The organism is Streptomyces sp. NPDC050263, from assembly GCF_040655955.1.
Taxonomy (GTDB): domain Bacteria; phylum Actinomycetota; class Actinomycetes; order Streptomycetales; family Streptomycetaceae; genus Streptomyces.
The window spans coordinates 1-22,698 of the sequence record NZ_JBFAKW010000145.1; the positions used below are offsets into that span (position 1 = coordinate 1).

Sequence of the window (22,698 nt, forward strand, 5' to 3'; positions counted from 1 at the left end):
GGGCCCGCAGCGTCGCGGGCCCGGCGACCGGTGTCCTCCCGCAGGGGACGCGGTCGGATCAGCCGGGGACGTGGCAGTCGAACGCGTGCAGATACGGGTTGACCGGGCTGATGTCGTCGATGACCAGACCCGCCTCGGTGAGCCGGCTCACCATGCTCTCGGTGGTGTGCTTCGCCCCGCCGACGTTGAGCAGCAGCATCAGGTCCATCGCCGTGCTGAACCGCATCGACGGCGAGTCGTCGACGAGGTTCTCGATGACCACGACCCGGGTCCCGGGACCGCCCGCGCCGATGACGTTGGCCAGGGTGCGGGCCGTGCTCTCGTCGTCCCACTCCAGGATGTTCTTGATGACGTAGACGTCGGCCTTGACCGGCACGGCCACGCGGACGTCGCCCGGCACGATGCGGGCACGGTGGGCGAGGTCGCCGCCGTCGCGCAGCCGGGGCACGGCGTTGTCGACGACGCGGGGCAGGTCGAGCAGGCTGCCGTGCATCGCGGGGTACTTGTCCAGCAGGCTGGCCACCACATGGCCCTGGCCGCCGCCGATGTCGGCGACCGACGTGCTGCCGGTCAGGTCGAGCAGGGCGGCGACCTCGCGCGCCGACTGCTCGCTGGAGGTCGTCATGGCCCGGTTGAAGACCTCGGCGGACTCGGGGGCGTCCTCGTTGAGGTAGGTGAAGAACTCCTTGCCGTAGAGGTCCTCGACGACGTTGCCGCCGGTGCGCATCGCCTCGTCGAGCTTCGGCCAGGCGTCCCAGGTCCACGGCTCGGTGCACCACAGGGCGATGTTGCGCAGGCTGTGCGGGTCGTCCTCGCGCAGCAGCCGGGACATCTCGGTGTGCGCCCACGTCCCGTCGGGGCGCTCGGTGAAGACGCCGTAGCAGGTCAGGGCGCGCAGCAGCCTGCGCAGCGGGCGGGGTTCGAGCTTCGCCGCGGCGGCGAGGTCCTCGACGGTCATGGGGGCGTCGCCGAGGGCGTCGGCGACGCCCAGCCGGGCGCAGGAGCGGACGGCGGCGGCGCACGCCGCACCGAACACGAGCTCGCGCAGACGCATGGACGGCGGTGGGGCGGTCTCAGCGGTTGTCATGTGCCGCCTTCTTTCTCTGTGGGGGGAGTCCCTGCGGGGAGGAGAGGGGCACGGTCAGCACAGGCCGGCGGGCTTCGACGCCTTGCAGGTGTTGCCCACGAAGGTGTTGCCCTTGCCGGCGGTGTCCGTGTTGACCAGGTCGGCCGGGGAGTTGTCGCGCAGCTTGTTGTCGCTGATCCGGTTGCGGTCGCTGGTGGTGCCCACGAAGCTCTTGAACAGGACGATGCCGCCCGACAGCGAGGACTTGCCGACGTTGTCCTCGATGACGTTCCGGGTGATCAGGCTGTCCTCGGCGCCGGTCAGCACGATGCCGGAGCCCTGGAGGGCGTCCAGCCGGGCCGTCTTCGGGCAGGACTTGTTGTTGCGCACGATGCGGTTCTCGGCCACGGTCACGAAGCCGGCCTTGGGCTTGTTCTCGTCGCCGACGACGAACACCGCCGCGCAGTTGCCGGTGAGGTGGTTGCGCGCGAGGGTGAGGTTGCGCAGCCGGCGCACGGTGACGCCGATCCGGTTGCCCTCCAGCCGGTTGTGCTCGACGACCGTTCCCTCGGAGTCCGTGGCGCCCAGTTCCTGCGTGACGCTGTTGGCGAGGAACAGCCCCGCGTCGCCGTTGTCCCGGGCGGTGTTGTTCCGGAACTCACCGTGGCGGGACGCCTCCTGGGCGATGCCCCACACGCCGTTCTTCACCGCGGTGACCTTGCGCACCGTCAGCGCGTCGGCGGCCATGGCGTAGACGCCGTTCTTGGTGAAGCCGGAGACGGTCAGGGAGGCGATGGTGACGTCCTCGACGGGGTGGGCCTTGGTGCCGACGACACAGATGCCGTTGCCGCCCGCGGCGCAGGCGCCGACAGCCTTCTTGCCCTTCTTCTTGGCCGCCGGCCGGAGCACCGTGTCGCGGCCCATGCCGCGCAGGGTCAGCCCGTGCGTCTTCACGTCGACGCTCTCGCGGTAGGTGCCGGCGGCGAGCAGCACGGTGTCGCCCGGCTCGGCCCTGTCCACCGCCTTCTGGATCGATTCCCCCGGCTGGACCAGATGGACCACGTGTCCGGGGGCGGGCGGGGCCGCGCCGAGCCCCGTCCCGAGGAGCGCCGCGGTGCACGCCAGGTATGCGATATGGCATTTCTTCATATTGTGCACGCTATGACCGGATGGCCCGAGAACCGGTGAGATGGGCCATCCGGCGGCGTGTCCCGCACAGAGCGAAAGGCGCGCTCAGTTCGAGTCGGGGCGCTGACGGCGGCCGCCGCCCGGCGACCGCCGGGGAAGCCGTCGCGGCCGGACCTCCTCGGCCGGCGCCTCCTGGACGGACCGCGCTTTGGCCGACTCGTCCTGCCATGCCTCGAAGTCCGTGAAGGCGTCGCCGGATTCCAGCAGGCCCAGAGCCGCCGCGCCGCCCGGATACCGGGACGCCGGGACGGTCTTGACGAGCGCCAGGGCCAGGGTGTCGGAGTCGGGCTGGGCGTCGGGCGAGCGGTGGGTGACCGTGTCGGGCAGCATGACGAGGGACGTCGTGCCGGACTGCTCGCCGGACGGGCGCAACTGGACGCGGATGCCGTGCCGTTCGGCGAGTCTGCCGACCACGAACAGTCCCATGTGCTGGGAGATGTCGGCGTCCACGGTCGGCGGGTTGGCCAGCCTGTGGTTGATGACCGCGAAGTCGTCCGCCTCCAGCCCGATGCCCTCGTCATGGATCTCGATCATGACCCGGCCGTCGGGGAGCCGGACGGCCGTCACCCGCACCTCCGAGCGTGGGGAGGAGAACACGGTGGCGTTCTCGAGCAGTTCGGCGAGCAGATGCACCAGGTCGGTCACGGCCCCGCCGTGGATCTGGGTCTCCGGGATGCCGGCGAACCGGATGCGCTCGTACTGCTCCACCTCCGACGAGGCCGCGCGGAGGACGTCGACCAGCGGAAGGGGCTGGTTCCACTGCTGGGCGGGCGTCTCGCCGCCGAGGACGAGGAGGTTCTCGCCGTTGCGGCGCACCCGGGTGGCGAGGCTGTCCAGCCGGAAGAGGTTCTCCAGCTGCTCCGGGTCGGTCTCGTTGTCCTCCAGGCTGGTGATCAGCGCCAGTTGACGCTCGATCAGGGACTGGCTGCGGCGCGAGAGGTTGGTGAAGATCGCGTTGATGTTGCCGCGCAGCAGGGCCTGTTCGGCGGCGAGCCGGACGGCCTCGCGGTGGACGTGGTCGAAGGCCCGGGCGACCTCGCCGATCTCGTCGGTGGTGTTGATCGCGATCGGCGTGACCCGGGTGTCCACCTGGCCGGGGTCGGTCTGCGACAGCTGGTCGATCAGGGCCGGCAGCCGCTGGCCGGAGATCTCGATGGCGGAGGCGCTGAGCCGGCGCATTCCGGTGCTCATCGTGCGGGCCACCCAGGAGGCGAGGAGGAACGCGGCGAGCACCGCGGCGAGCACCAGCGCGGCGTTGACGACGGCGTCGCGGCGGGCGTCGTCGGCGATGTCCTGGGCGCTCGCGAGCGCGGAGTCGGTGAGGTTCACCTGAATGCCGCGGTAGGCGTCGAAGCCCAGGGTGGACGCGCCGAAGAACGACTCGGGGGTGATGCCCTGCTCGGCCAGTTCGGCGGCCGGCTTCCCGGTGGCGATCTCGGCGATCATCTCGTCGATGGCGGGCGGGGTGACGAACGTCTGCCCCGCCGCCTCGGCCTTCGCGGCGGCCTCGGCGGTCTGCTGCTTCCCCTTGGCCTCGGCGTCGGCCAGCGCCTGCTGGAGCCGCGCCATGTCCTCGGTGGTGCCGGCGCCCGCGAACTCCTGGAGGCCGACCTGTTCCAGGTAGGCGTAGGAGCGGAACGAGGCGAGCTGGGCCTGGAGTTCGCCTTCGGCGAGGCTGTCGCGGTCCTCCACCAGCAGGTGGGTGCCGATGGACCGGATCAGGGACTCGGCCGCCTGGGTGAGGGAGATGGTGTAGAGCGTGCGGCCGAAGCTCGCCTGGTTGGTGCTGCCGTAGCCCAGTTCGTTCGAGAGCTCCATCAGGGGGTGCTGGATGGTGTGGTAGCTCTCCTCGGTCTGCACCCCGGACATCCGGGGGGTGAACGCGGCGCTCCGCACGGCGGTCAGCTGCTTCTCGCCGTTGCGCACCAGCTCCACGCGGCGCAGGAGTCCGGGGTTCTGCGGTATCCGGGCGACCGCCGCGTCGAACGCCTTGGCGTCCGCGTCGGTGGTCTTCCGGGCCTGGACGACCGTGTCCGTCGCCTTCTTCTCCGTGACCAGCGGGATGACCGAGACGTCGCGCTCGTTGATCGCGTCGCTCGCGTACTTGTTCGCCGCCTGGACCAGTTCGGCCACGCGGACCGCGTCGTCGGCGTCCTGCCAGGTGTCGACCGAACGTTTCACCCGCGCGCCCCCGAGGACGAGCGCGACGAGCACCGGGATCAGCAGCACGGCCCGTAGTCGCCTGCCCACCGGCCAGTTGCGGGTGAGGGACCTTCTCCGTCCCTCCGCTGTGGGTGAGTTGTTCGGCACGCTTGTCCTATCGCCTCTGGGTCGCCTCGCGCATGACGCGCCGGCACACCTCGGTACGACGAGTCGGCGGCGCCGCGTTCAGTTACGTTCAAAAAAGTGATGCAACTTTCATCAAAGTGATCGCGCACCACAGTACGCCGAACGCCCGCCCGGGGGGAGTCCCGTCAAGCCCGTCCGTGGGCCTCCTGGGTGCGTCGTGACAGTGCGTCGATGACGACCGCGGCGAACAGCACCCCGCCGGTGATGATGAACTGGACGGCCGGGGGAGTGTCGGTGATGGCCATGCCCGAGGCGATCGACTGGATGACCAGCATGCCGAGCACCGCCGACCAGGTCGTGCCGCGCCCGCCGAACAGACTGGTGCCGCCGATGACGGCCGCCGCGATGGCGTTGACGAGCAGCACGCCCGAGCCCGAGCTCTGGCTCACCGAGGTGATGCGGGAGGCGAGGAACAGGCCGCCGATCGCGGCCATGGTGCCCGAGGTCGCGAGCACCGCCGTCTGCACCCAGGTCACGTTGAGGCTGGCGCGCCGGGCCGCCTCGATGCTGCCGCCGAGTGCGTAGACCTGCCGGCCGTAGTGGGTGCGGCGGAGCACGATGTCGAGGCCGGCCACCACCGCCAGGAAGACGAGCAGGGCGAGCGGCAGACCCTGGAACCGGTTGAGCAGATAGGCGATGGTGAACGCGACCGCCGCGAGACCTCCGGTGCGCACCACGATGTCGTTCAGCGAGCGGTGCGGCATGCCGACGGCCCTGCGCCGCCGCCGGTCCCGGTCGCCGACGAGGAAGACCGTGCCCACGGCGAGCGCCGCCAGGCCGTAGGCGACCGCGTCCTGCGTGAAGTAGTAGCTGGTCAGCCTGGCGACCAGCCCGTTCTCGTCGAGGTTGACGGTGCCGCTGTCGCCGAGGATCGCGAGCATCAGGCCGTTCCAGGTGAGCAGCCCGGCGAGCGTGACCACGAACGCGGGCACCCGGGTCCGGGCGATGGAGTAGCCCTGGACGGTCCCCGCCACGGTGCCCGCGAGCACCGCGACGATCAGCGCGAGCCACTCCGGCACCCCGTTGTTCACGTTCAGCACCGCGAACACGGCCGCCGCCAGGCCGCTGACCGAGCCGACGGACAGATCGAGCTCGCCGAGCAGCAGCACGAAGACGATGCCGACCGCGATCAGGCCCGTCCCCACGATGTCCACGCTGAGGTTGGACAGGTTCCGGGGCGAGAGGAAGTTCTCGTTGAGGGACTGGAAGGTGATCCAGACGACGGCCAGGACGAGGACCACGGGGAGCGACCCCGGTTCCCCGGCGCGCAGCTTGCGCCGGAAGACCGCCACCCCGCTCGCCACGCCACGGCCGACGGCCCGCACGCTCGTCACCACCCCGCCTCCCGGGCGGCCGGCCGGCGGGGAACGTTCTCCGTGGCGCCGGTGATGGACGAGACGATCTGCTCCTGCGAGGCGGTGTTCACGTCGAAGAAGCCGTTGTTGCGCCCCAGGCGCAGCACCGCGGCGCGGTCCGCGAGAGCCTTCACGTCGCCCATGCTGTGGCTGATGAGCAGGACGCCCAGACCGCGGTCGCGCAACCGGTCGACGAGGTCGAGGACCTCGGTGGTCTGTTCGAAGCCCAGCGCGGCCGTCGGCTCGTCGAGCAGCAGGATCCGCGGGTCGCCGAGGAGCGAGCGGGCGATGGCGACCGTCTGCCGCTGACCGCTGGAGAGCGAGACGACCGGGCCGCGCAGATCGGGCAGCCCCTTGGTCAGTCGTTCCAGCAGCTGCCGGGTGCGGCGCTCCATCTCCATCTCGTCGAGGAACCCGAACCGGCGGATCTCCCGGCCGAGGAACAGGTTGCCGACGACGTCGAGGTTCCCGCACAGCGCGAGATCCTGGTAGACGGTGGCGATGCCCAGGTCCCGGGCGTCGTGCGGGCGTCTGATGTGGACCGGTCGGCCCTGCCACTCGATGACGCCCCGCTCCGCCGGGGCGACCCCGGAGATCACCTTGACCAGGGTGGACTTGCCGGCCCCGTTGTCCCCGAGCAGCGCGACGACCTGGCCTGCGTGGATCTCCAGCTCGATGTCGACGAGGACCTCGACGACGCCGAAGCGCTTGCACACGCCCCGCAGCGCCAGCAAGGGGGCATCCGGCACGAAGACCAACTCCTTCCCGGGGACGGACCGATGCGGCGCCGGACGAGTCCGGGTCGGACTCGTCCGGGTCAGATGAGTCCGGCCTCGGCGCAGGCGGCCCGGAGCTCGGGAGTGCAGATCTGCCGGACGGTGTGCAGTCCGTCCTTCACGACGGTCTGCGCGATGTTGCCGACCGTCACGGACACCGGGGTGAGCAGCACGGACGCGACCGGCTCGCCGCCGCGGGTCGGCACCTCGCCGGTGGCCGGCGGGTCGAGGCTCTGCCCGCGGGCCGCCGCCACGGCCATCGCGCCGCCCGCGGCCGCCTCGGGCCGGAACGGCTTGAACACCGTCATGTACTGGTCGCCGGCGACGATCCGGCGCAACGCCGAGAGCTCGGCGTCCTGCCCGGTGACCGGGGGCAGCGGGGAGACCTTGTTCGCCTTGAGGGCGGCGATGCTCCCGCCGGCGAGGCCGTCGTTGGCCGCGTAGACCCCGTCGATGGCGTCGGCGCCCAGCGCGGCGAGGGCCCCGGACATGTTCATGTGCGCGGTCTCCGCCCGCCACTGGGGGGTGTCGTAGGCCTTGCCGATCCTCACCTTCCCGCTCAGCACCGACAGCGCGCCCTTCTGGAACGCCTTGGCGTTCGGGTCGCTGGGATCGCCGTTCATCATGACGATCTGGGCGCCGGGCACCTTGTCGCCCATCGCCGTCAGCAGGGCCCGGCCCTGGAGCCGGCCGACCTCCACCCCGTCGAAGGAGACATAGCCCGAGATCGGGCCCTCGGCGAGCCGGTCGTAGGCGATGACGGGGATGCCGGCCTCGTGCGCCTTCGTGACCGCCGGGCCGAGCGAGCGGGCGTCCACGGCCACGAGCACGATGGCGTCGACGCCCTTGGTGATCATCGAGTCCATCTGTTCCTGCTGGAGGGCGACATCGCCCTTGGCGTTGGTGTCCTCGACCACGCAGGTGTCGCACAGCTCCTCGATCCTCTTCTCCAGCAGGGGTCTGTCCTGTGCCTCCCAGCGCGCCGTGGTGGCGTCCGGCAGCAGCAGGCCGATGCGCGGTCCCTCCTCCCCGTCGGAGTCGGTCCCGGCACCCGCCCCGCAGGCCGCCAGGACGACCGCGGTGGAGAACGCGGTCACCGTGGCGGCTGTGTCTCGTATGCAGGCCTTCATCTGCGATACCTGCCATGGATGACAATAAGGTGGATATGTTCGGTTGATCCGTATATGCGATTCTGGTGGGTGGGTGCGTCGATCTCAACCGGTCGGCACCTGCGGCAGGACGGGAGGTACGTTGCGGACATGCCTCGACCGGGCCCTGACCTTCGCCGGAGCGACACTGGCAGCGGTCTACGCGCCCAGCGCCGGCACCGAGGATCTTCGGTTGGTGGACGCGTCCGGAGGCACCCCTTCCGGAGCGGGCCCGCCGGAGCGACTCCCCCTGTCCGGTGACTCACCCGCGGCCCGCGCCTTCCGCACCGACCACCCCCTCTGGCTGCCCCCCGGGACCACATCCGGGACCACATCCGGGACCACACCCGACGCGACTCCCCTCGGCGCGCTCCCGCTCGGCCCCCCGGGCGGCCGCCTCGGCTGCCTCCTCGTCCTGAGCGCCACGGCGGACGGCTTCGAGAACGAACAACGCCGCTTCCTCGAGCGATACGCCGACGCGGTCGCAGGCCTCCTCCAGCCGGGCGCCGACCCGCCGAAGCCGACGCCGCTGCTCGGCCCCGCACTGCGCAGCCTGCGCGTCGGCTCCTTCGTCCTCGTCCCGGACACCGGCCTCATCGACGCCGACGACACGCTGCTCGAACTCGTGGGCATCACCCCGGACGACTTCGACGGAAAGGTCGACACCCTGCTCGCGCACGCCCTCCCGGAGGACATGCACGCCCTCATGTCCGTCCTGGAGCCCTCCGACGAGGCCTCCGGCCGACGCGACCTGGAGTTCCGGGTGCGCGGCCCGGCCGGCGAGATGCGCTGGCTCAGCCTGAGCTGCCGGGTCGCAGCGGGCGCCGCCGACCGACCGGAACAGGTGGTCGGCGTGGTCACGGCGACCCCCGTCCTGCGCCGCGGCGGCGACGACGTCTCCAGGATCCAGTGGCTCACCGCCGCCCTCGACGACGCCGCCACCGTCCGCGACGTCGGCCGCGTCGTCGTCGCCGCCCTGCGCGAGCCGCTGGCCGCCGACCGCGTCGCCCTCGCCGCGCTCCAGGACGACCGCCTCATGGTCACCGTCCTCGACCCGCCCCAGCCCACCGCCTGGCCGCCGACCTGGCGCTCCGAATGGCGCACCGAATGGCCCGACGCACCCCTGCGCGCCCTCCCCACCCTCCAGGCCGCCATGCGCGACGGACGGATGGACCTCTGGCCCGCCGGCGCCCTCCTCGAACCCGGGCTGGCCGGCATCGGCCCCGGCGGACTCGCCGTCCTGCCGCTGCCCGCGAAAGGCCAGGTCGCCGGCGTGTGCCTGGTCGGCTGGGACCGGCCGCACGAGTTCGCTCCCGAGGAACGGTCCCTGCTCACCGCCACCGCCGCCCTTGTCGGCCAGGCGCTCAAACGCGCCCACGCCCACGACGCCGAGCAGGAACTCGCCACGATGCTCCAGCGCAGCCTGCTGCCCCGCCGGCTGCCCGAACTCCCCGGCGGCACCGCCGTCGCCCGCTACCTGCCCGCCCGACGCGGCCTCCAGGTGGGCGGCGACTGGTACGACGTCATCGCCCTCTCCGAGGACCGCGTCGCACTCGTCATCGGGGACGTCCAGGGACACAGCGCCGGCGCCGCCACGATCATGGGCCAGATGCGCACCGCGGTCCGCGCCTACGCCATGGAGGGCCACCCGCCCGACGTGGTCGTCTCGCACGCCAACCGGCTCCTCGTCGGCATGGAGACCGACCTCTTCGCCACCTGCTGCTACGCCGAACTCGACATGGAGGAGGGCAACACCCTCTTCGTCCGCGCCGGCCACCTCGCACCCATGCTGCGCCTGCCCGACGGCGCCACCGAGGAGGTCGAGGTCGCCGGCGGACCCCCGCTGGGCATCCTCGCCGAGGCAGAGTTCCCCATGACGGCCGTCGAACTGGCCCCCGCCACGGTCCTCGCCCTGGTCACCGACGGTCTGGTCGAGGCCGCCGACCTGCCCCTGGACGAGGGCATGCGCCGCACCCGCGTCGCCCTCGCCGCCGCCGACCCCGCCGACCTCGGCAAGATGGCCGACGAACTCCTCGGCGACGCCGGCCGCCGGGAGGACGACGTCGCCCTGCTGCTCCTGCGCTACGACGGCATGAAGACCCGTCCCATCCGGGCAGGCTGGATGGTGTGGCGGCTGCCCGACGCCGTCATGCACGCCCGCCGCTTCACCGCCCGCACCCTGCGCCGCTGGAACGTCCCCGAGACGGCCGACGCCGTGCTGCTGGTCGTCTCCGAACTCGTCACCAACGCCCTCGTGCACACCCAGGGCCCGGTCCGCCTCGACCTGATCCTGCGCGGCGACCGGGTGCGCGTCTGCGTCAGCGACTCCTCGCCGCGGGCGCCCGCCAAGCCCGTGATCGTCGACTGGGAGGCGACCGGCGGCCGCGGCCTGCTGCTGGTCGAGGCCATGTCGGAGTCCTTCGTCACGGTCCCGGTCGCCGGCGGCAAACAGGTGTGCAGCGAGATCGCCGTACCCGGGGAAGTGCCATGAGGAACCGTCCCAGCCCGCGCAGACACCTCGTCGCCGTGCTCGCCGCGGCCCTCTTGGCACTGCCCCTGGCCGCCTGCGGGGGAGACGACGAGCCGACCGCGGGAGAAGGCTTCACCGTCGGCCTGCTGCTCCCCAGCCGCGCCGTCCCCCGCTGGGAACACGCGGACCGGCCGCTGATCGAGGCGAAGCTGAAGGCGCTGTGCCCCGCCTGCACGGTGGAGTACGCCAACGCCGAGAACGACGTGATGAGACAGCGACAACAGCTGATCTCCATGGTCACCAAGGGCGCCGAGGTCCTGATCCTCGACGCCGCCGACGCCCGGGCGATGCGCTCCTCGATCCAGGAGGCCCGCCGCGCCGGCGTCCCCGTCATCGCCTACGACCGCCTCGCCGAGGGCCCCATCACCGGCTACGTCAGCTTCGACGGCCGCCAGGTCGGCCGGCTCCAGGGTGAGGCGCTCCTGAAGGCCATGGACCGGCGGGCGGCGGGCCACGACATCGTCATGGTGAACGGCGACCCCACCAGTCCCAACGCGGCCCTGTACCGCAACGGCGCACTGTCCGTCCTCACCGGCGAGGTGAGGATCGGCAGGTCCTACGACACCCTGGACTGGAGCACCCAGCACGCCCACACCAACATGTCCGCCGCCATCGCGGCCCTGGGCCCGGACCGGATCGACGGCGTCCTGGCGGCCAACGACTCCATCGCGGCCGGCGTCGTCGCCGCCCTCAAGAGCGCCGGCGTCACCAGGCTGCCGCCCGTCACCGGCCAGGACGCCGACCTCGACGCCGTGCGGCGCATCGTGAAGGGCGAGCAGTACATGACCGTGTACAAGCCGTTCGAGAAGGAAGCCGCCGCCGTCGCCGCCATGGCCGTCGCCGTCGGCCGAGGCGAGGATCCCCGCGACAGCGCCACGACGACCGTCGACAGCCCCACCACCGAGGACATCCCGGCGGTCCTGCTCACACCGGTCGCGGTGACGGTCGACGACATCGAGCCGATCCTCGTCGAGGGCGGCCGCTACACCGTCGCCCGGATCTGCACTCCGCCACTCCGGGCCGCCTGCGACCGGGCCGGACTCACCCCGTAGGCCGTCGGCGTCCGGGACGTCAGTGCTGGTACGGCTGCTGCTGCGGCTGCCCGTACGCCTGGCCGCCGCCGATGCCGCCACCCGCGCCCTGCGCCGGCAACTGGTCGGCCTGCTCCTTCGTCACCTTCTGCTCGGCACCGCAGAACGTGCACTGCGTCGCGTACTTCGTCGAGATCGGGAACAGCGGCACGAAGAACAGCGTGAACTTCGTGACCCGCTTCCTGAGCGTGTGCGCGGAGGGGTTGCCGCAGTGCCCGCACACCAGCGTCAGTATCGCCAGTTGGTAGAGGTATCCCTTGGTGCCGAAGATGATCACGCTGCACTTCTTTCTGGATGATGGTCCGAAGAGCGATTGTCCGCACGGCACAGTCTGGTGCATACGGCGTCACTCGCGTGAGCCGCAGGCGGCTCCAAGCCCTGCGCCACGCGGGCGACCTCCCGGCCGCGACTGCGGCGGTCGCCGCCGCCGCACAGCCATGGTCGTCTGGCCGCCGCACAGCGGCGCTTCCCGCTCCCGTTCAAGGAGAGGTTCATGCCCCGACTCACCCGGTCGGCGGGCGTCACCGCCGCCGTCCTCGCCCTGGGCCTGCTGGCCACGGCGCCCGCCTCGGGCGGCGAGCCGCCCGTCACCGACCCGCGCGTGGTCGCCCACTTCGACTTCGCCGCAGGACAGACACCGGAGAACATCGCACTCGAACCCGACGGCTCCGCCGACCTGACCTTCTCGACCGCCCGGCAGGTCGCCAACGTCAGCCGCACCGGGACGCGCATCCTCGCGACCCTGCCCGCCGTGGCGAACCCGCACACCCCCGTCGTCGGCGCGGCCGTCGTCCTCGGCATCGCCCGCGCCTACGACGGCACCCTCTACGTCAACTACGCCACCGGCACCAGCGAGACCGGCATCTGGCGCATCCCCCGCGGCGGCGGCACCCCCCGGCAGATCGCCCAACTGCCGCCGAACGGGTTCCCCAACGGTCTCGCCCTCGACGAGCGCCGCGGCGTGCTCTACGCGGCGGACTCGGTGCTGGGCACCGTCTGGCGCGTCCCGCGCGCGGGCGGCACGCCCACCGCATGGGCCACCGGAGCCGCCCTCGAACCGGTCACCGCGCCGCACGCGGGCGGTCCTCCCGTGGCCGGCGTCGGAGCCAACGGCCTCCGCTTCCATCGCAACGCCGTCTGGGTGTCCAACTCCGCCACCGGCACCCTGCTGCGCATCCGGGTACGCCACAACGGCTTCCCCGCCCCGATCCAGACCCGGGCCACCGGGCTGTACGGGATCGACGACTTCGGCTTCGTCGAGCGCCACCGCGACACGGCCCTCGTCGCCCTGATCGGTGCCAACCAGATCGCCCGCGTACGCCCGAACGGCACCCACACGGTCGTCCTCACCCGACAGGACGGGCTGTCCAACCCCACCTCCGTGGCCGTACGCGGCCGCACCGCCTACGTCCCCAGTGCGTCGTACTTCACCCGGCAGGACAAGGACCCCAACCTGCTCCTGGCTCGCGTGCACCAGCGCGCCCGCGGCTAGCCGGCCGACGGCTGATGCACGAACACGTGGCCCCGGGACCGCTGACGGTCACGGGGCCACGCGGGGGACCGGCCTACAGGCCGGCCGCGGCGCTGTGCAGGTTCTTCGCGGCCAGGGCGAGCCCCTCGGTCTGCGAGTAGGCGGCGTCCTCGTGCTCGATGTTCACGGCCATGTCCGGGTCGATCTCGGCCAGGGCACGCAGGAACTCGGTCCAGAACGGGATCTCGTTGCCGTTGCCGACGGCGACGAACTTCCACGCCGGGTTCTCGGGCCAGGAGTTGCACCAGAAGCCGTAGCCGGTCGGGACCTTGTCGGGGTCGTCGGCGGGCACCCGGCCGAACGACGTGTCCAGTACGCCGCGGATGTCGGCGCCCGGGCAGAGCGTCGCGTCCTTCGCGGCCGCGTGGAACACCAGCGGGCCCAGCCACTTGATGGACGCGATGACGTCCATGCCCTGCCACATCAGGTGGGACGGGTCCATCTCCGCGCCGACGTTCGCCAGGCCGCCCGCGTCGACCAGACGCTTGAGCGTGACGGGGGAGAAGACGATGTTGTGCGGGTGCATCTCGATGGCGACCCGGACGTCGTTCTCCCGGGCGAGGGCGTCGATCTCCTTCCAGAACTCGACGGCCACGCCCCACTGGTAGTCCAGGACGTCCATGTAGACGCCGTCCCACGGGTTCACGACCCAGGACGGGTACTTGGCGTCGGGGTCGGAGCCGGGGGTGCCGGACATGGTGACCACGTGCTTGACGCCCAGCAGACCGGCGAGGCGGATGGTGCGCCGCAGGTCGTCGGCGTGCTTCGGGCCGACCCCGGGGAGCGGGTTGAGCGGGTTGCCGTTGCAGTTGAGGCCGGTGAGCTCCATCCCGCGCTCGGCGAACGTCGCCAGGTACTCCTCGCGGGCGGCGGCCGACGACAGCAGCAGGTCGACCGGGCAGTGCGGGGAGGGGATGAAGCCGCCGGTGTTGACCTCCACCGAGGTCAGACCGTTCTCCTTGAGGATGTCGAGGGCCTCGGTGAGGGGGCGGTCGTGCAGACAGGCGGTGTAGGCGCCGAGCTTGAGTGCCATGTGGGTGCTCCTTGGATGCGTGGGGGACGTCAGGCGACGGGCGGAACGGCCACGGCGGCGCCGCCGTTGCGGGAGGAGTCGACGACGGCCTGGATGATCTCCATGGTGCGCAGCGCGTCGGCGAAGGTGGCGCAGGCCGGCAGCGGCTCGGCGACGCCCGCGACCTGGTCCAGGAAGGCCCGGGTCTGGTACGTGAAGTTGTCGGCGTTGTTGGCGCCCACGCCCGCCGCCTCCATCGGGACACCGCCGGCGAAGTACGGCAGCTGCGGTCCGACGATGACCTGCCGGGCGCCGCGGGTACGGGCGTCGGGCTGGGCGTCGTCGAAGAGGTACTCGGCGGGGCGGTGCTGGTCGAACGCGGCACGCCCGCCGACGCCCAGGACGTCGAAGGCGAGCCCGTTCGGCAGACCGAAGCCGGTGCGCGTCACCGAGAAGGTGCCGACCAGGCCCGACTGGAAGGTGGCGGTGAAGGACGCGGTGTCCTCGTTCTCCACCTCGCCGAACTCGTCGGAGACGGGAGCGGCGTTGTGCCCGACGACCGCGCCCAGCGGCAGCGGACGCTTGGCGATCTGCGTCGAGAGGACGGCGCCCGAGACGGACACGATGGGACCGGCGACGTACTCGGCGGCGTCGATGACGTGCGAGCCGACGTCCCCGAGCGCACCCGAACCGGCGCCGCCCTTGAAGCGCCAGCTCAGCGGACCGCGCGGGTCGGTCGCGTAGTCGCACCAGTAGCGCCCGCTGAACAGGGTGAGGTCACCCAGCTCACCGCGCCGCACGTGGTCACGGATGCCGGCGATGCCGGGCGAGCGGCGGAAGGTGTAGCCGACGGCCGTCACGACGTCGGCGGAGCGCTCCAGCTCGGCCATCGCGCGGGCGTCCTCCAGCGAACCGGCGAGCGGCTTCTCGCACAGCACGTGCTTGCCCGCGGCGACCAGCGCCTCGGCGATCGGCCGGTGCAGAGCATTGCCGACGACGATGCTGACCGCGTCGATCGTCGGGTCCTCGACGACGGCCTCCCAGCTCGGGAGCGCCTTCTCGAAGCCGTAACGCCGGGCGGCGTCCTCGCCGAGCGCCACGTTGGCATCGGCAATCGCGGCCAACCGCACCGGCGGCAGACCGGCGCCGAAGACGGTGTTGACGTTGCGGTATCCGGCGGCGTGGCTGCGACCGGCCATGCCCGCGCCGATCACGGCGACGGAAAGGGGCTTGCCCGAGGTGGTCATGGAGGTGCCTTTCGAAAAGTCCCGGTGGGGGAATCTCAGTTGGAGGTGGGGAAGTTGAAGCCGGCGGTGACCTGCTGGGCGGGCTGCGGCCAGCGGGTGGTGACCACCTTGGGGCGGGTGTAGAAGCGGATGCCCTCGGGACCGTGGATGGGGGAGTCGCCGATGAGCGAGTCCTTCCAGCCGCCGAAGGAGTAGTACGACATCGGGACGGGCACCGGCACGTTGATGCCGATCATGCCGACCTTGATGTTGCGCTGGAAGCGACGGGCGGCCTCGCCGGAGGCGGTGAAGAGGGCGGTGCCGTTGCCGTAGGGGTTGGCGTTGATCAGATCGATCGCCTGGTCGAGGGAGTCGGCGCGGACGATGGCCAGCACCGGGCCGAACAGCTCCTCCTTGTAGGCGTCCATCTCGGCGGTGACGTGGTCCAGGAGGGAGGGGCCGGTGAAGAAGCCGTCCTCGTGGCCGTCGACCTTCAGTCCGCGTCCGTCGACGACGACGGTGGCGCCCTGCGTGGCGGCGACGCCGACGGCGTTCTCGACGCGCTCCTGCGCGACCTTGGTGACCAGCGGACCCATGTCGGTGCCGGTGACGTCACCGGGACCGACCTTGATCTCACGGGCCTTGCGCTCAAGGATCTCGACCAGGGCGTCGGCCGCGCCGCCGACCGCGACGGCCACCGAGACCGCCATGCAGCGCTCGCCGGCCGAGCCGTAGGCGCCGGCGGTGATGTGGTTGGCGGCGAATTCGAGGTCGGCGTCGGGGAGGACGACGGCGTGGTTCTTGGCGCCGCCGAGGGCCTGGACGCGCTTGCCGTGGGCGGTGGCCTGCTCGTGGACGTACTTGGCGATCGGCGTCGACCCGACGAAGGAGACGGCCTCGATGCCGGGGTGGGTGAGGATCGCGTCCACGGCCGGCTTGCCGCCGTGCACGACGTTGAACACGCCGTCGGGCAGGCCGGCCCGCTTGTACAGCTCGGCGACGAAGTTCGCGGCGGACGGGTCGCGCTCGCTCGGCTTCAGGATGAACGTGTTGCCGGTCGCTATCGCCATCGGGTGCATCCACAGCGGCACCATGGCGGGGAAGTTGAACGGGGTGATGCCCGCGACGACGCCCAGCGGCTGACGGAAGTTGTGGACGTCCACACCGCGCGAGACCTGGTCGGAGAAGGACCCCTTCAGCACGTCGCCGAGCCCGCAGACGAACTCCACGACCTCCCGGCCGCGGGTGATCTCGCCGCGCGCGTCGTCGACGGTCTTGCCGTGCTCGGCGGAGATGATCCGGCCGAGTTCTTCCTCGTGCTCGACGAGGAGCTGGCGGAAGGCGAACATGACCTGCGTGCGCTGGCTGAGCGAGGACTCCGACCAGGTCTCGAACGCGGCGGCGGCTGCCTGAACGGCGCTGTCCACGTCGGTGGCGGCGCCGAGGACGACGCGGGCCTGCTCGGCGCCGGTGGCGGGATTGAACACGGGAGCGGTCTCTGTGCCCTCGACGGGTGAGCCGTTGATCCAGTGGGGGATGGTTGTCACGTCAGGGGTTCCTTGTCAGAGGTAGTGGCGCTGGTTCTGCTTGTGGGCGGCGTAGGTGTCGTGGGCGGCCTGGGTGGTGTCGAGGGCGGAGACCTCGCTGACGGGGACGTCCCACCAGCCGTGGCCGGGCGGGTTCGGCCCGTAGAGGTCGGTCTCGACGTGGACGACGGTGGTGCGGGTGGCTGCCTTGGCCTTCTCCATCGCGGAGCGGAACTCCTCGACGGAGGCCGCGTGCAGGACGTCGGCTCCGAGGGAGGAGGCGTTCGCGGCGAGGTCGACGGGCAGGACGTCGCCGTCGAGGAGGCCTGAACTACCGTCCCGGTAGCGGTATTTGGTGCCGAAGCGCTGGGAGCCGAGGGACTCGGAGAGGGCGCCGATGGAGGCGAAGCCGTGGTTCTGGACGAGGACGACGATGACCTTCAAGCCCTCGGAGATCATGGTGACGATCTCCTGGGCCATCATCAGATACGAGCCGTCGCCGACCAGGACGACGACCTCGCGCGTCGGGTCGGCCATCTTCGCGCCGACGCCGGCGGCGACCTCATAGCCCATGCAGGAGTAGGCGTACTCGACGTGGTAGGCCTTCGGGTCCCGGGCCCGCCACAGCTGTTGCAGGTCGCCGGGCATGGATCCGGCGGCGTTGATGACGACGGCGCGGTCGTCGAGGACGTCGTTCAGCGCGCCGAGGATCTGCGTCTGGGCCGGCAGCTCGCCGGTGTTGCGCCCGGGGGCGAAGCACTCTTCCTCGATCTCCCGTGTCCGGGCGATCAGTTCGCGCGTGCGGCGGCGGTAGGCGGGCTCGACCTCCCAGCCCGTCAGTGCTGCGGCGAGGGCCTGGAGGCCGAGCCGGGCGTCGGCGACCAGGGGTTCCGCGGAGTGTTTGACGGCGTCGAGGCGGGCGACGTTGAGGTTGACGAAGGTGACGTCGGGGTTGGCGAAGACGGTGTGGCTGGCGGTGGTGAAGTCGGAGTAGCGGGTGCCGATGCCCAGGACGACGTCCGCCTCCTTCGCCAGCTCGTTGGCCGCGTAGGACCCCGTCGAGCCGATGCCGCCGACGGCGTAGGGGTGGTCCCAGGCGACGGCGCCCTTGCCCGCGTGGGTGTCCGCGACCGGGATGCCGGTGGCCTCGGCGAAGGCCCGCAGCACGGTCTCGGCGCCGGAGTAGACGGCCCCGCCGCCCGCCACGATGAGCGGCTTCTTCGCGTTGCGCAGCAGGCGGGCGGCCCGCTCGACCGCAGCGGGTTCCGGCACCGGGCGGCCGATGTGCCACACCCGGCGCCGGAAGAACTCGACGGGCCAGTCATGAGCCTCGGCCTGCACGTCCTGCGGCAGCGCGAGGGTGACGGCGCCGGTCTCGACGGGGTCCGTGAGCACCCGCATCGCCGCCAGCGCGGCCGGAATCAGCTGCTCGGGGCGGGTGATGCGGTCGAAGTACTTCGACACGGCGCGGAAGGTGTCGTTGACGGTGACGTCCCCGCCCCGGGAGTCCTCCAGCTGCTGCAACACCGGGTCGGCGGCGCGGGTGGCGAACATGTCGGACGGCAGCAGCAGCACGGGCAGCCGGTTCGTCGTCGCCAGCGCCGCACCGGTGATCATGTTCGTCGAGCCGGGGCCGGTGGAGGCGGTGCAGGCGAAGACGGCGAGCCGGTCGCGCATCTTGGCGTAGGCGACGGACGCGTGGACCATGCCCTGCTCGTTGCGGGCGAGGTAGTAGGGCAGGTCGGCTTCGCCGGTCGTGGCGGCCTGGAGCAGGGCCTGGCCGATGCCGGCGACGTTGCCGTGCCCGAAGATGCCCCAGACCCCGGGGACGAGGCGCTGCTCCTGGCCGTCGCGCTCGCTGTACTGGTTGGCGAGGAAGCGCACGAGCGCCTGGGCGGTGGTGAGTCGGACGGTGTTCATCGTTCGTGGTTTCCTTCGAAGGGCAGCCGGTCGTCGACGTCCTGGGTCCTCCAGGTGTCCCGCACCCAGCCGTGGGCGGGGTCGTCGCAGATCAGCCAGGCACGCTCCTGGCCGGGGCCCGCCATGACGTTGAGGTAGTAGAGGTCGTAGCCCGGCGCTGCGATCGACGGCCCGTGCCACCCGTGCGGGATGAGCACGGTGTCGCCGGAGCGGATCTCGGCGAGCACGTCGATGGGGCGTTCGGGAGTGCCGTAGACCCGCTGGTAGCCGAAGCCGTCCTCGCCGCCCGCGACCTCGAAGTAGTAGATCTCCTCCAGCTCGGACTCCTCGCCCGGCCGGGCTTCGTCGTGCTTGTGGGGTGGGTAGGACGACCAGTTGCCGCCCGGTGTGAGGACCTCGCACACCAGCAGCTGCTCGGCCTCGAACGTGCCCGGCAGGCAGTAGTTGTTCACCTGCCGCGAGCACGCACCCGCACCCCGCAGCTCGACCGGCACGTCCTCCTTGCGCCCGTACCGGGCGGGCAGGCCGCCTCGCTCGGTACGGGCGGAGGGCAGCGCGAAACGACCTCCGTGCGCGCTGCTGATGAGGGCCTCCGACTCGCGCGGTAGGTACGCGAAGTCGGTGGCCGAGGCGAACACGCCCGTCCGGCCCGCGAGTTCGAAGGCCTTGCCGTCCGTGGTGACGGTGCAGGAGCCCGCCAGCGGCAGGACCAGGAACTCGCAGTCCCCGGTGGACAGGGCATGCGCCTCACCCGGCTCCAGGGTCAGGATCCTGAGGCCGGAATATCCCCAGCCCGCCGACTCGGGCGTGACCAGGACGTCGTAGGAGCCGTCGGCCGAAGTCCCTTTCGGCAGGTAGTACTTGCTCGTGCCGCTCACAGCAGGCTCACCGCCTTGTCCACCGCGCCGGCGACATCGCCGTTGGAGGGGTAGAGCAGCGAGCGGCCGACCACCAGACCCTGCGCGGTGGGCTGCTTGAGGGCCTTGCCCCAGGACGCGAACGCGGCTTCCGCGTCCTTGACCTCGCCGCCCAGCAGCAGCGCCGGCAGCGTCGAGGCGGACAGGACGCGCTCCATGCCGTCCACGACCGGCAGCTTCAGCCAGGTGTAAGCGGTGCGCCGGCCGAGCCCCGCCGCGATGGTGACCGACTTGACGACGGCGTCCGTCGACAGGTCGTTGCGGATGCGGCCGTCCTGCCACACCGACAGGAACGGCTCGACCATCGCGATGAGCTCACGGTCGTTCAGCTCGTTCACCGCGCGGGCGGTGTTCTCCAGGATGGACGGGGTGGCGGGGTCGTCGAGGGCGATGCGGGTGAGCATCTTGCCGCCGTCGAAGCCCATCGCGGCGATCGTCTCGGCGTCGTAGCCGGTGAAACGGTCGTCGATCTCGAACACCGAACCCGCCAGCCCGGCCCGGTTCATCGAGCCGAAGACGCTCTTTCCGTCCAGGACGCCGAGCAGCAGCAGGTCCTCGAGGATGTCGGCCGTGGCCAGGACGCCCGTCACGCCGGGGCGTTCCAGCGCGGTGCACAGTCGGTCGATCAGCTCGAAGCGGTCGGCCATGGCGTTGGGGTCGTTGCCGACTCCGTTGGCGCCGCGCGCGGGATGGTCCGCGGCGATGATCATGGCCTTGCCGTGCTCGCCGAACAGCGAGGCGGCCTTCACGCGGCGGGCGGCGGCGGCCGCGACGGCGGCGGGGTCGCTCACCCGGGCGGACACGATCCGGCTCACATTGTCGGACAGCACGTCGTCACGCCTTTCGTTCGTCGGAGGAGGCTGCCTGGCGGAGTTTGGTCTCCACCTCGGCCTCGGTCGGCATCGCCTCGGAGCAGGCCAGCCGGCCCGCCACGATCGCCCCGGCCGCGTTGGCGAAGGACACGGTGCGACGGGTGTCCCAACCGGCCAGCAGGCCGTGGCACAGCGCGCCGCCGAACGCGTCACCGGCGCCCAGACCGTTGACCACGTCGACCGGGACCGGCGGGATCTCGACGGCCGAGCCGTCCCGGTCCATCGCGAGCACACCGCGCGGCCCCTGCTTCACCACCGCCAGCTCCACACCCGCCGCCAGCAGCGCCTTCGCCGCCGCGTACGGCTCGCGCTCACCGGTGGCCACCTCGCACTCGTCGAGGTTGCCGACCGCGACGGTCGTGTGCCGCAGGGCTTCCTTGTAGTACGCCCGCGCCTCGGACGGGTCCGACCAGAACATCGGCCGCCAGTCGAGGTCGAAGACGGTGGAGCCGGACTCGGCCCGGTGCGCGAGGGCGGCCAGCGTGGCCGAACGGCTCGGCTCCTCGCTCAGCCCGGTCCCGGTGACCCAGAAGATCCGCGCGTCCCGCACCGCGTCCAGGTCCAGTTCGCCGGGCTCGATGTCCAGGTCGGGAGCCTTCGGCAGCCGGTAGAAGTAGAGCGGGAAGTCGTCCGGCGGGAAGATCTCGCAGAACGTCACCGGCGTCGGCGCGATGTCCGACGTCCCCACGTAGCGGCTGTCGACGCCGTAGCCGGTCAGGGCCGTACGGACGAACTCGCCGAACGGATCCCGGCCCGTCTTCGTGATCACGGCGGCCGAGCGGCCGTACCGGGCGGCGGCGACCGCGACGTTGGTCGGGCTGCCGCCGAGGTACTTGCCGAACGAAGTGACCTCCGCAAGTCCCACGCCTGTCTGGAGTGGATACACGTCCACCCCCACGCGACCCATGGTCAGCACTTCGAACGGCATCTCGCTGGTTTCCTTTCGGTGGTGACTTTTAAAGCGCTTTAAGAAAAGCGCGGCCGGCGCCCGTGCTCACGAGCCGGCACAGGGGGGAGCGGCTACTGCCCCGCGGACAGGTACTCGTCGATCTTCCGGCGCATGAACACCGAGGATTCCCTCGCCCGTTCCTCCCAGGCGAAGACACAGGCGGTCAGCGTGCCGTCGAAGCCGTTCGCACGCAGCTCGCGGAAGAGCTCGGCGAAGTCGACCTCGCCCTCGCCCATGTCGAGATGCTGGTGGATACGGGCCGTGGTGCCCGGCGGGTTGAGGATGTAGCGGTTGCCCGAGGACGCGTTGTGGTCGAACGCGTCGGCCAGGTGGACGTGGGTGAGCAGGTCGCCCGCGTACTTGATGATCCCGGGGGCGTCGTTCCCGATGTGGAAGGTGTGCGGGGCGCAGTACAGGAAGCTGACGCTGGGGTGGTTGATGCCGCGGATCAGGTTGACGGCGTCGTAACCGTTCTCGATGAAGTCGTCCGGATGCGGCTCCAGGGTGAGCCGGATGCCCTCCCGCTCGAACACCGGGAGCAGTTCGTCCAGCGACTTCCAGAACTGGGCCTCGCTGCGGTCCGAGTCCTCGGGTCGCCCGTTGAACTCCGAGATGATGCTGTCCACGCCGAGGTCCGCGGCGATCTGGATCGACCGCTTCCAGTACCGTACGGCCGCCTGCCGGGCGTCCTCGTCGGGGCCGGACCAGCGGAACAGCGGCAACAGGGAGGAGATGCCGACGCCCGCCGTGTCCAGCGCCTTCTTGAACCTGCGAACCGTCGCGTCGTCGACGCGGGGGTGCCGGAAGAACGGGATGAAGTCCTCCCGGGGAGACAACTCGATCCACTCGTAGCCCAACTCGGCCACCACAGCGGGGAGTTCGAGCAACGGCACGTTACGGATCATGTAGGGGTCGAGGGCGATCTTCACGGCGGGTTGCCTTCCGATGTGTCGGTGTGTCGGTGTGTCGGTGTGTCGGTGTGTCGGTGTGTCGGTTGTCGGTCAGGAGGTCGGGGTCACGGCTGCCGCGTCGGGGAGCTCCTCGACGTCCACGCCTCGGACCTGGGCCAACTCGTGCTTGAGGGCGGCGAGTTCGGTGCCGCCGGCCATGTGGTTGGTGAGCTCTTCGAGGCTGACCTCGCTGCGGTCGGCGGTGAGTTCCATGGTGCCCAGGCGCAGGACGCTGAAGTGGTCGCCGACCATGTAGGCGTGGTGGGGGTTGTGGGTGATGAAGATGACGCCG

The 22,698-nt window shown here is 71.2% G+C and carries 18 protein-coding genes and 1 pseudogene; 3 read left to right on the forward strand and 16 right to left on the reverse strand.

What is annotated here, in order from left to right; all coding sequences use genetic code 11:
* Nucleotides 1-58: 58 nt before the first annotated feature.
* From AB0J04_RS39305 to AB0J04_RS39330, 6 genes are all read right to left on the reverse strand, one after another.
* Nucleotides 59-1,087, reverse strand: a complete 1,029-nt coding sequence (locus AB0J04_RS39305) for a methyltransferase (RefSeq protein ID WP_363173449.1) — start codon at nt 1,085-1,087, stop codon at nt 59-61.
* Between the two features lie 54 nt (nt 1,088-1,141).
* The gene (locus tag AB0J04_RS39310) at nt 1,142-2,215 is read right to left on the reverse strand and encodes a right-handed parallel beta-helix repeat-containing protein (RefSeq protein ID WP_363173450.1); all 1,074 of its coding nucleotides are present in this window, start codon (nt 2,213-2,215) and stop codon (nt 1,142-1,144) included.
* A gap of 84 nt (nt 2,216-2,299) precedes the next feature.
* A complete protein-coding gene (locus AB0J04_RS39315) occupies nt 2,300-4,564 on the reverse strand; it encodes a nitrate- and nitrite sensing domain-containing protein (protein ID WP_363173451.1) in 2,265 nt (754 codons plus the stop codon).
* A 164-nt stretch (nt 4,565-4,728) separates the two neighbouring features.
* Complete coding sequence (locus tag AB0J04_RS39320) at nt 4,729-5,940, reverse strand: sugar ABC transporter permease (RefSeq protein ID WP_363173452.1); 1,212 nt, start codon at nt 5,938-5,940, stop codon at nt 4,729-4,731.
* Entirely contained in the window at nt 5,934-6,707 is a 774-nt protein-coding gene (locus tag AB0J04_RS39325; protein WP_363173453.1) for an ATP-binding cassette domain-containing protein, read from the reverse strand. The genes AB0J04_RS39320 and AB0J04_RS39325 overlap by 7 nt, the downstream gene beginning before the upstream one ends.
* Nucleotides 6,708-6,775: 68 nt before the next feature.
* Complete coding sequence (locus AB0J04_RS39330; protein WP_363173454.1) at nt 6,776-7,864, reverse strand: substrate-binding domain-containing protein; 1,089 nt, start codon at nt 7,862-7,864, stop codon at nt 6,776-6,778.
* Nucleotides 7,865-7,985: 121 nt separating this feature from the next.
* Between AB0J04_RS39330 and AB0J04_RS39335 the strand changes: the two genes are divergently transcribed.
* Both AB0J04_RS39335 and AB0J04_RS39340 read left to right on the forward strand, forming a co-directional pair.
* Nucleotides 7,986-10,373 carry a SpoIIE family protein phosphatase gene (locus AB0J04_RS39335; protein WP_363173456.1) on the forward strand — a complete coding sequence of 796 codons (2,388 nt, stop codon included), beginning with the start codon at nt 7,986-7,988 and terminating at the stop codon, nt 10,371-10,373.
* Nucleotides 10,370-11,464, forward strand: coding sequence for a substrate-binding domain-containing protein (locus tag AB0J04_RS39340; protein ID WP_363173457.1), 1,095 nt, complete (start codon nt 10,370-10,372; stop codon nt 11,462-11,464). The genes AB0J04_RS39335 and AB0J04_RS39340 overlap by 4 nt, the downstream gene beginning before the upstream one ends.
* 19 nt (nt 11,465-11,483) lie before the next feature.
* Here AB0J04_RS39340 and AB0J04_RS39345 read toward each other — a convergent pair whose 3' ends face one another.
* Nucleotides 11,484-11,780, reverse strand: coding sequence for a zinc-ribbon domain-containing protein (locus AB0J04_RS39345; protein WP_363173458.1), 297 nt, complete (start codon nt 11,778-11,780; stop codon nt 11,484-11,486).
* 216 nt (nt 11,781-11,996) lie between these two features.
* On the opposite strand from AB0J04_RS39345, the gene AB0J04_RS39350 reads away from it, so the two are divergent.
* Nucleotides 11,997-12,995, forward strand: a complete 999-nt coding sequence (locus AB0J04_RS39350; RefSeq protein ID WP_363173459.1) for a hypothetical protein — start codon at nt 11,997-11,999, stop codon at nt 12,993-12,995.
* 73 nt (nt 12,996-13,068) lie between these two features.
* Here the strand turns inward: AB0J04_RS39350 and AB0J04_RS39355 are convergent, their stop codons facing one another.
* The 9 genes and pseudogenes from AB0J04_RS39355 to AB0J04_RS39395 all read right to left on the reverse strand — a co-directional run.
* Entirely contained in the window at nt 13,069-14,067 is a 999-nt protein-coding gene (locus AB0J04_RS39355; RefSeq protein ID WP_363173460.1) for a sugar phosphate isomerase/epimerase, read from the reverse strand.
* Between the two features lie 29 nt (nt 14,068-14,096).
* Nucleotides 14,097-15,293 (reverse strand): Gfo/Idh/MocA family oxidoreductase, encoded by a 1,197-nt coding sequence (locus AB0J04_RS39360; RefSeq protein ID WP_363173461.1) that lies wholly within the window; start codon nt 15,291-15,293, stop codon nt 14,097-14,099.
* 35 nt (nt 15,294-15,328) lie between these two features.
* Nucleotides 15,329-16,819 carry a CoA-acylating methylmalonate-semialdehyde dehydrogenase gene (locus tag AB0J04_RS39365; protein WP_363173462.1) on the reverse strand — a complete coding sequence of 497 codons (1,491 nt, stop codon included), beginning with the start codon at nt 16,817-16,819 and terminating at the stop codon, nt 15,329-15,331.
* A gap of 15 nt (nt 16,820-16,834) precedes the next feature.
* Nucleotides 16,835-18,718, reverse strand: a complete 1,884-nt coding sequence (iolD, locus tag AB0J04_RS39370; protein ID WP_363173463.1) for a 3D-(3,5/4)-trihydroxycyclohexane-1,2-dione acylhydrolase (decyclizing) — start codon at nt 18,716-18,718, stop codon at nt 16,835-16,837.
* Nucleotides 18,715-19,596: a 5-deoxy-glucuronate isomerase gene (iolB, locus tag AB0J04_RS39375; protein WP_363173465.1), complete on the reverse strand. Its 882-nt coding sequence runs from the start codon at nt 19,594-19,596 to the stop codon at nt 18,715-18,717. Before iolB ends, iolD begins: the two co-directional genes overlap by 4 nt.
* Entirely contained in the window at nt 19,593-20,465 is an 873-nt protein-coding gene (locus AB0J04_RS39380; protein ID WP_363173466.1) for an aldolase, read from the reverse strand. The genes iolB and AB0J04_RS39380 overlap by 4 nt, the downstream gene beginning before the upstream one ends.
* A gap of 4 nt (nt 20,466-20,469) precedes the next feature.
* Nucleotides 20,470-21,435, reverse strand: a complete 966-nt coding sequence (gene iolC / locus AB0J04_RS39385; RefSeq protein ID WP_363173467.1) for a 5-dehydro-2-deoxygluconokinase — start codon at nt 21,433-21,435, stop codon at nt 20,470-20,472.
* Nucleotides 21,436-21,527: 92 nt separating this feature from the next.
* Nucleotides 21,528-22,385, reverse strand: coding sequence for a sugar phosphate isomerase/epimerase (locus AB0J04_RS39390; protein ID WP_363173468.1), 858 nt, complete (start codon nt 22,383-22,385; stop codon nt 21,528-21,530).
* A 72-nt stretch (nt 22,386-22,457) separates the two neighbouring features.
* Nucleotides 22,458-22,698 (reverse strand): annotated as a pseudogene (locus tag AB0J04_RS39395) (sugar ABC transporter ATP-binding protein); the annotation flags it as partial.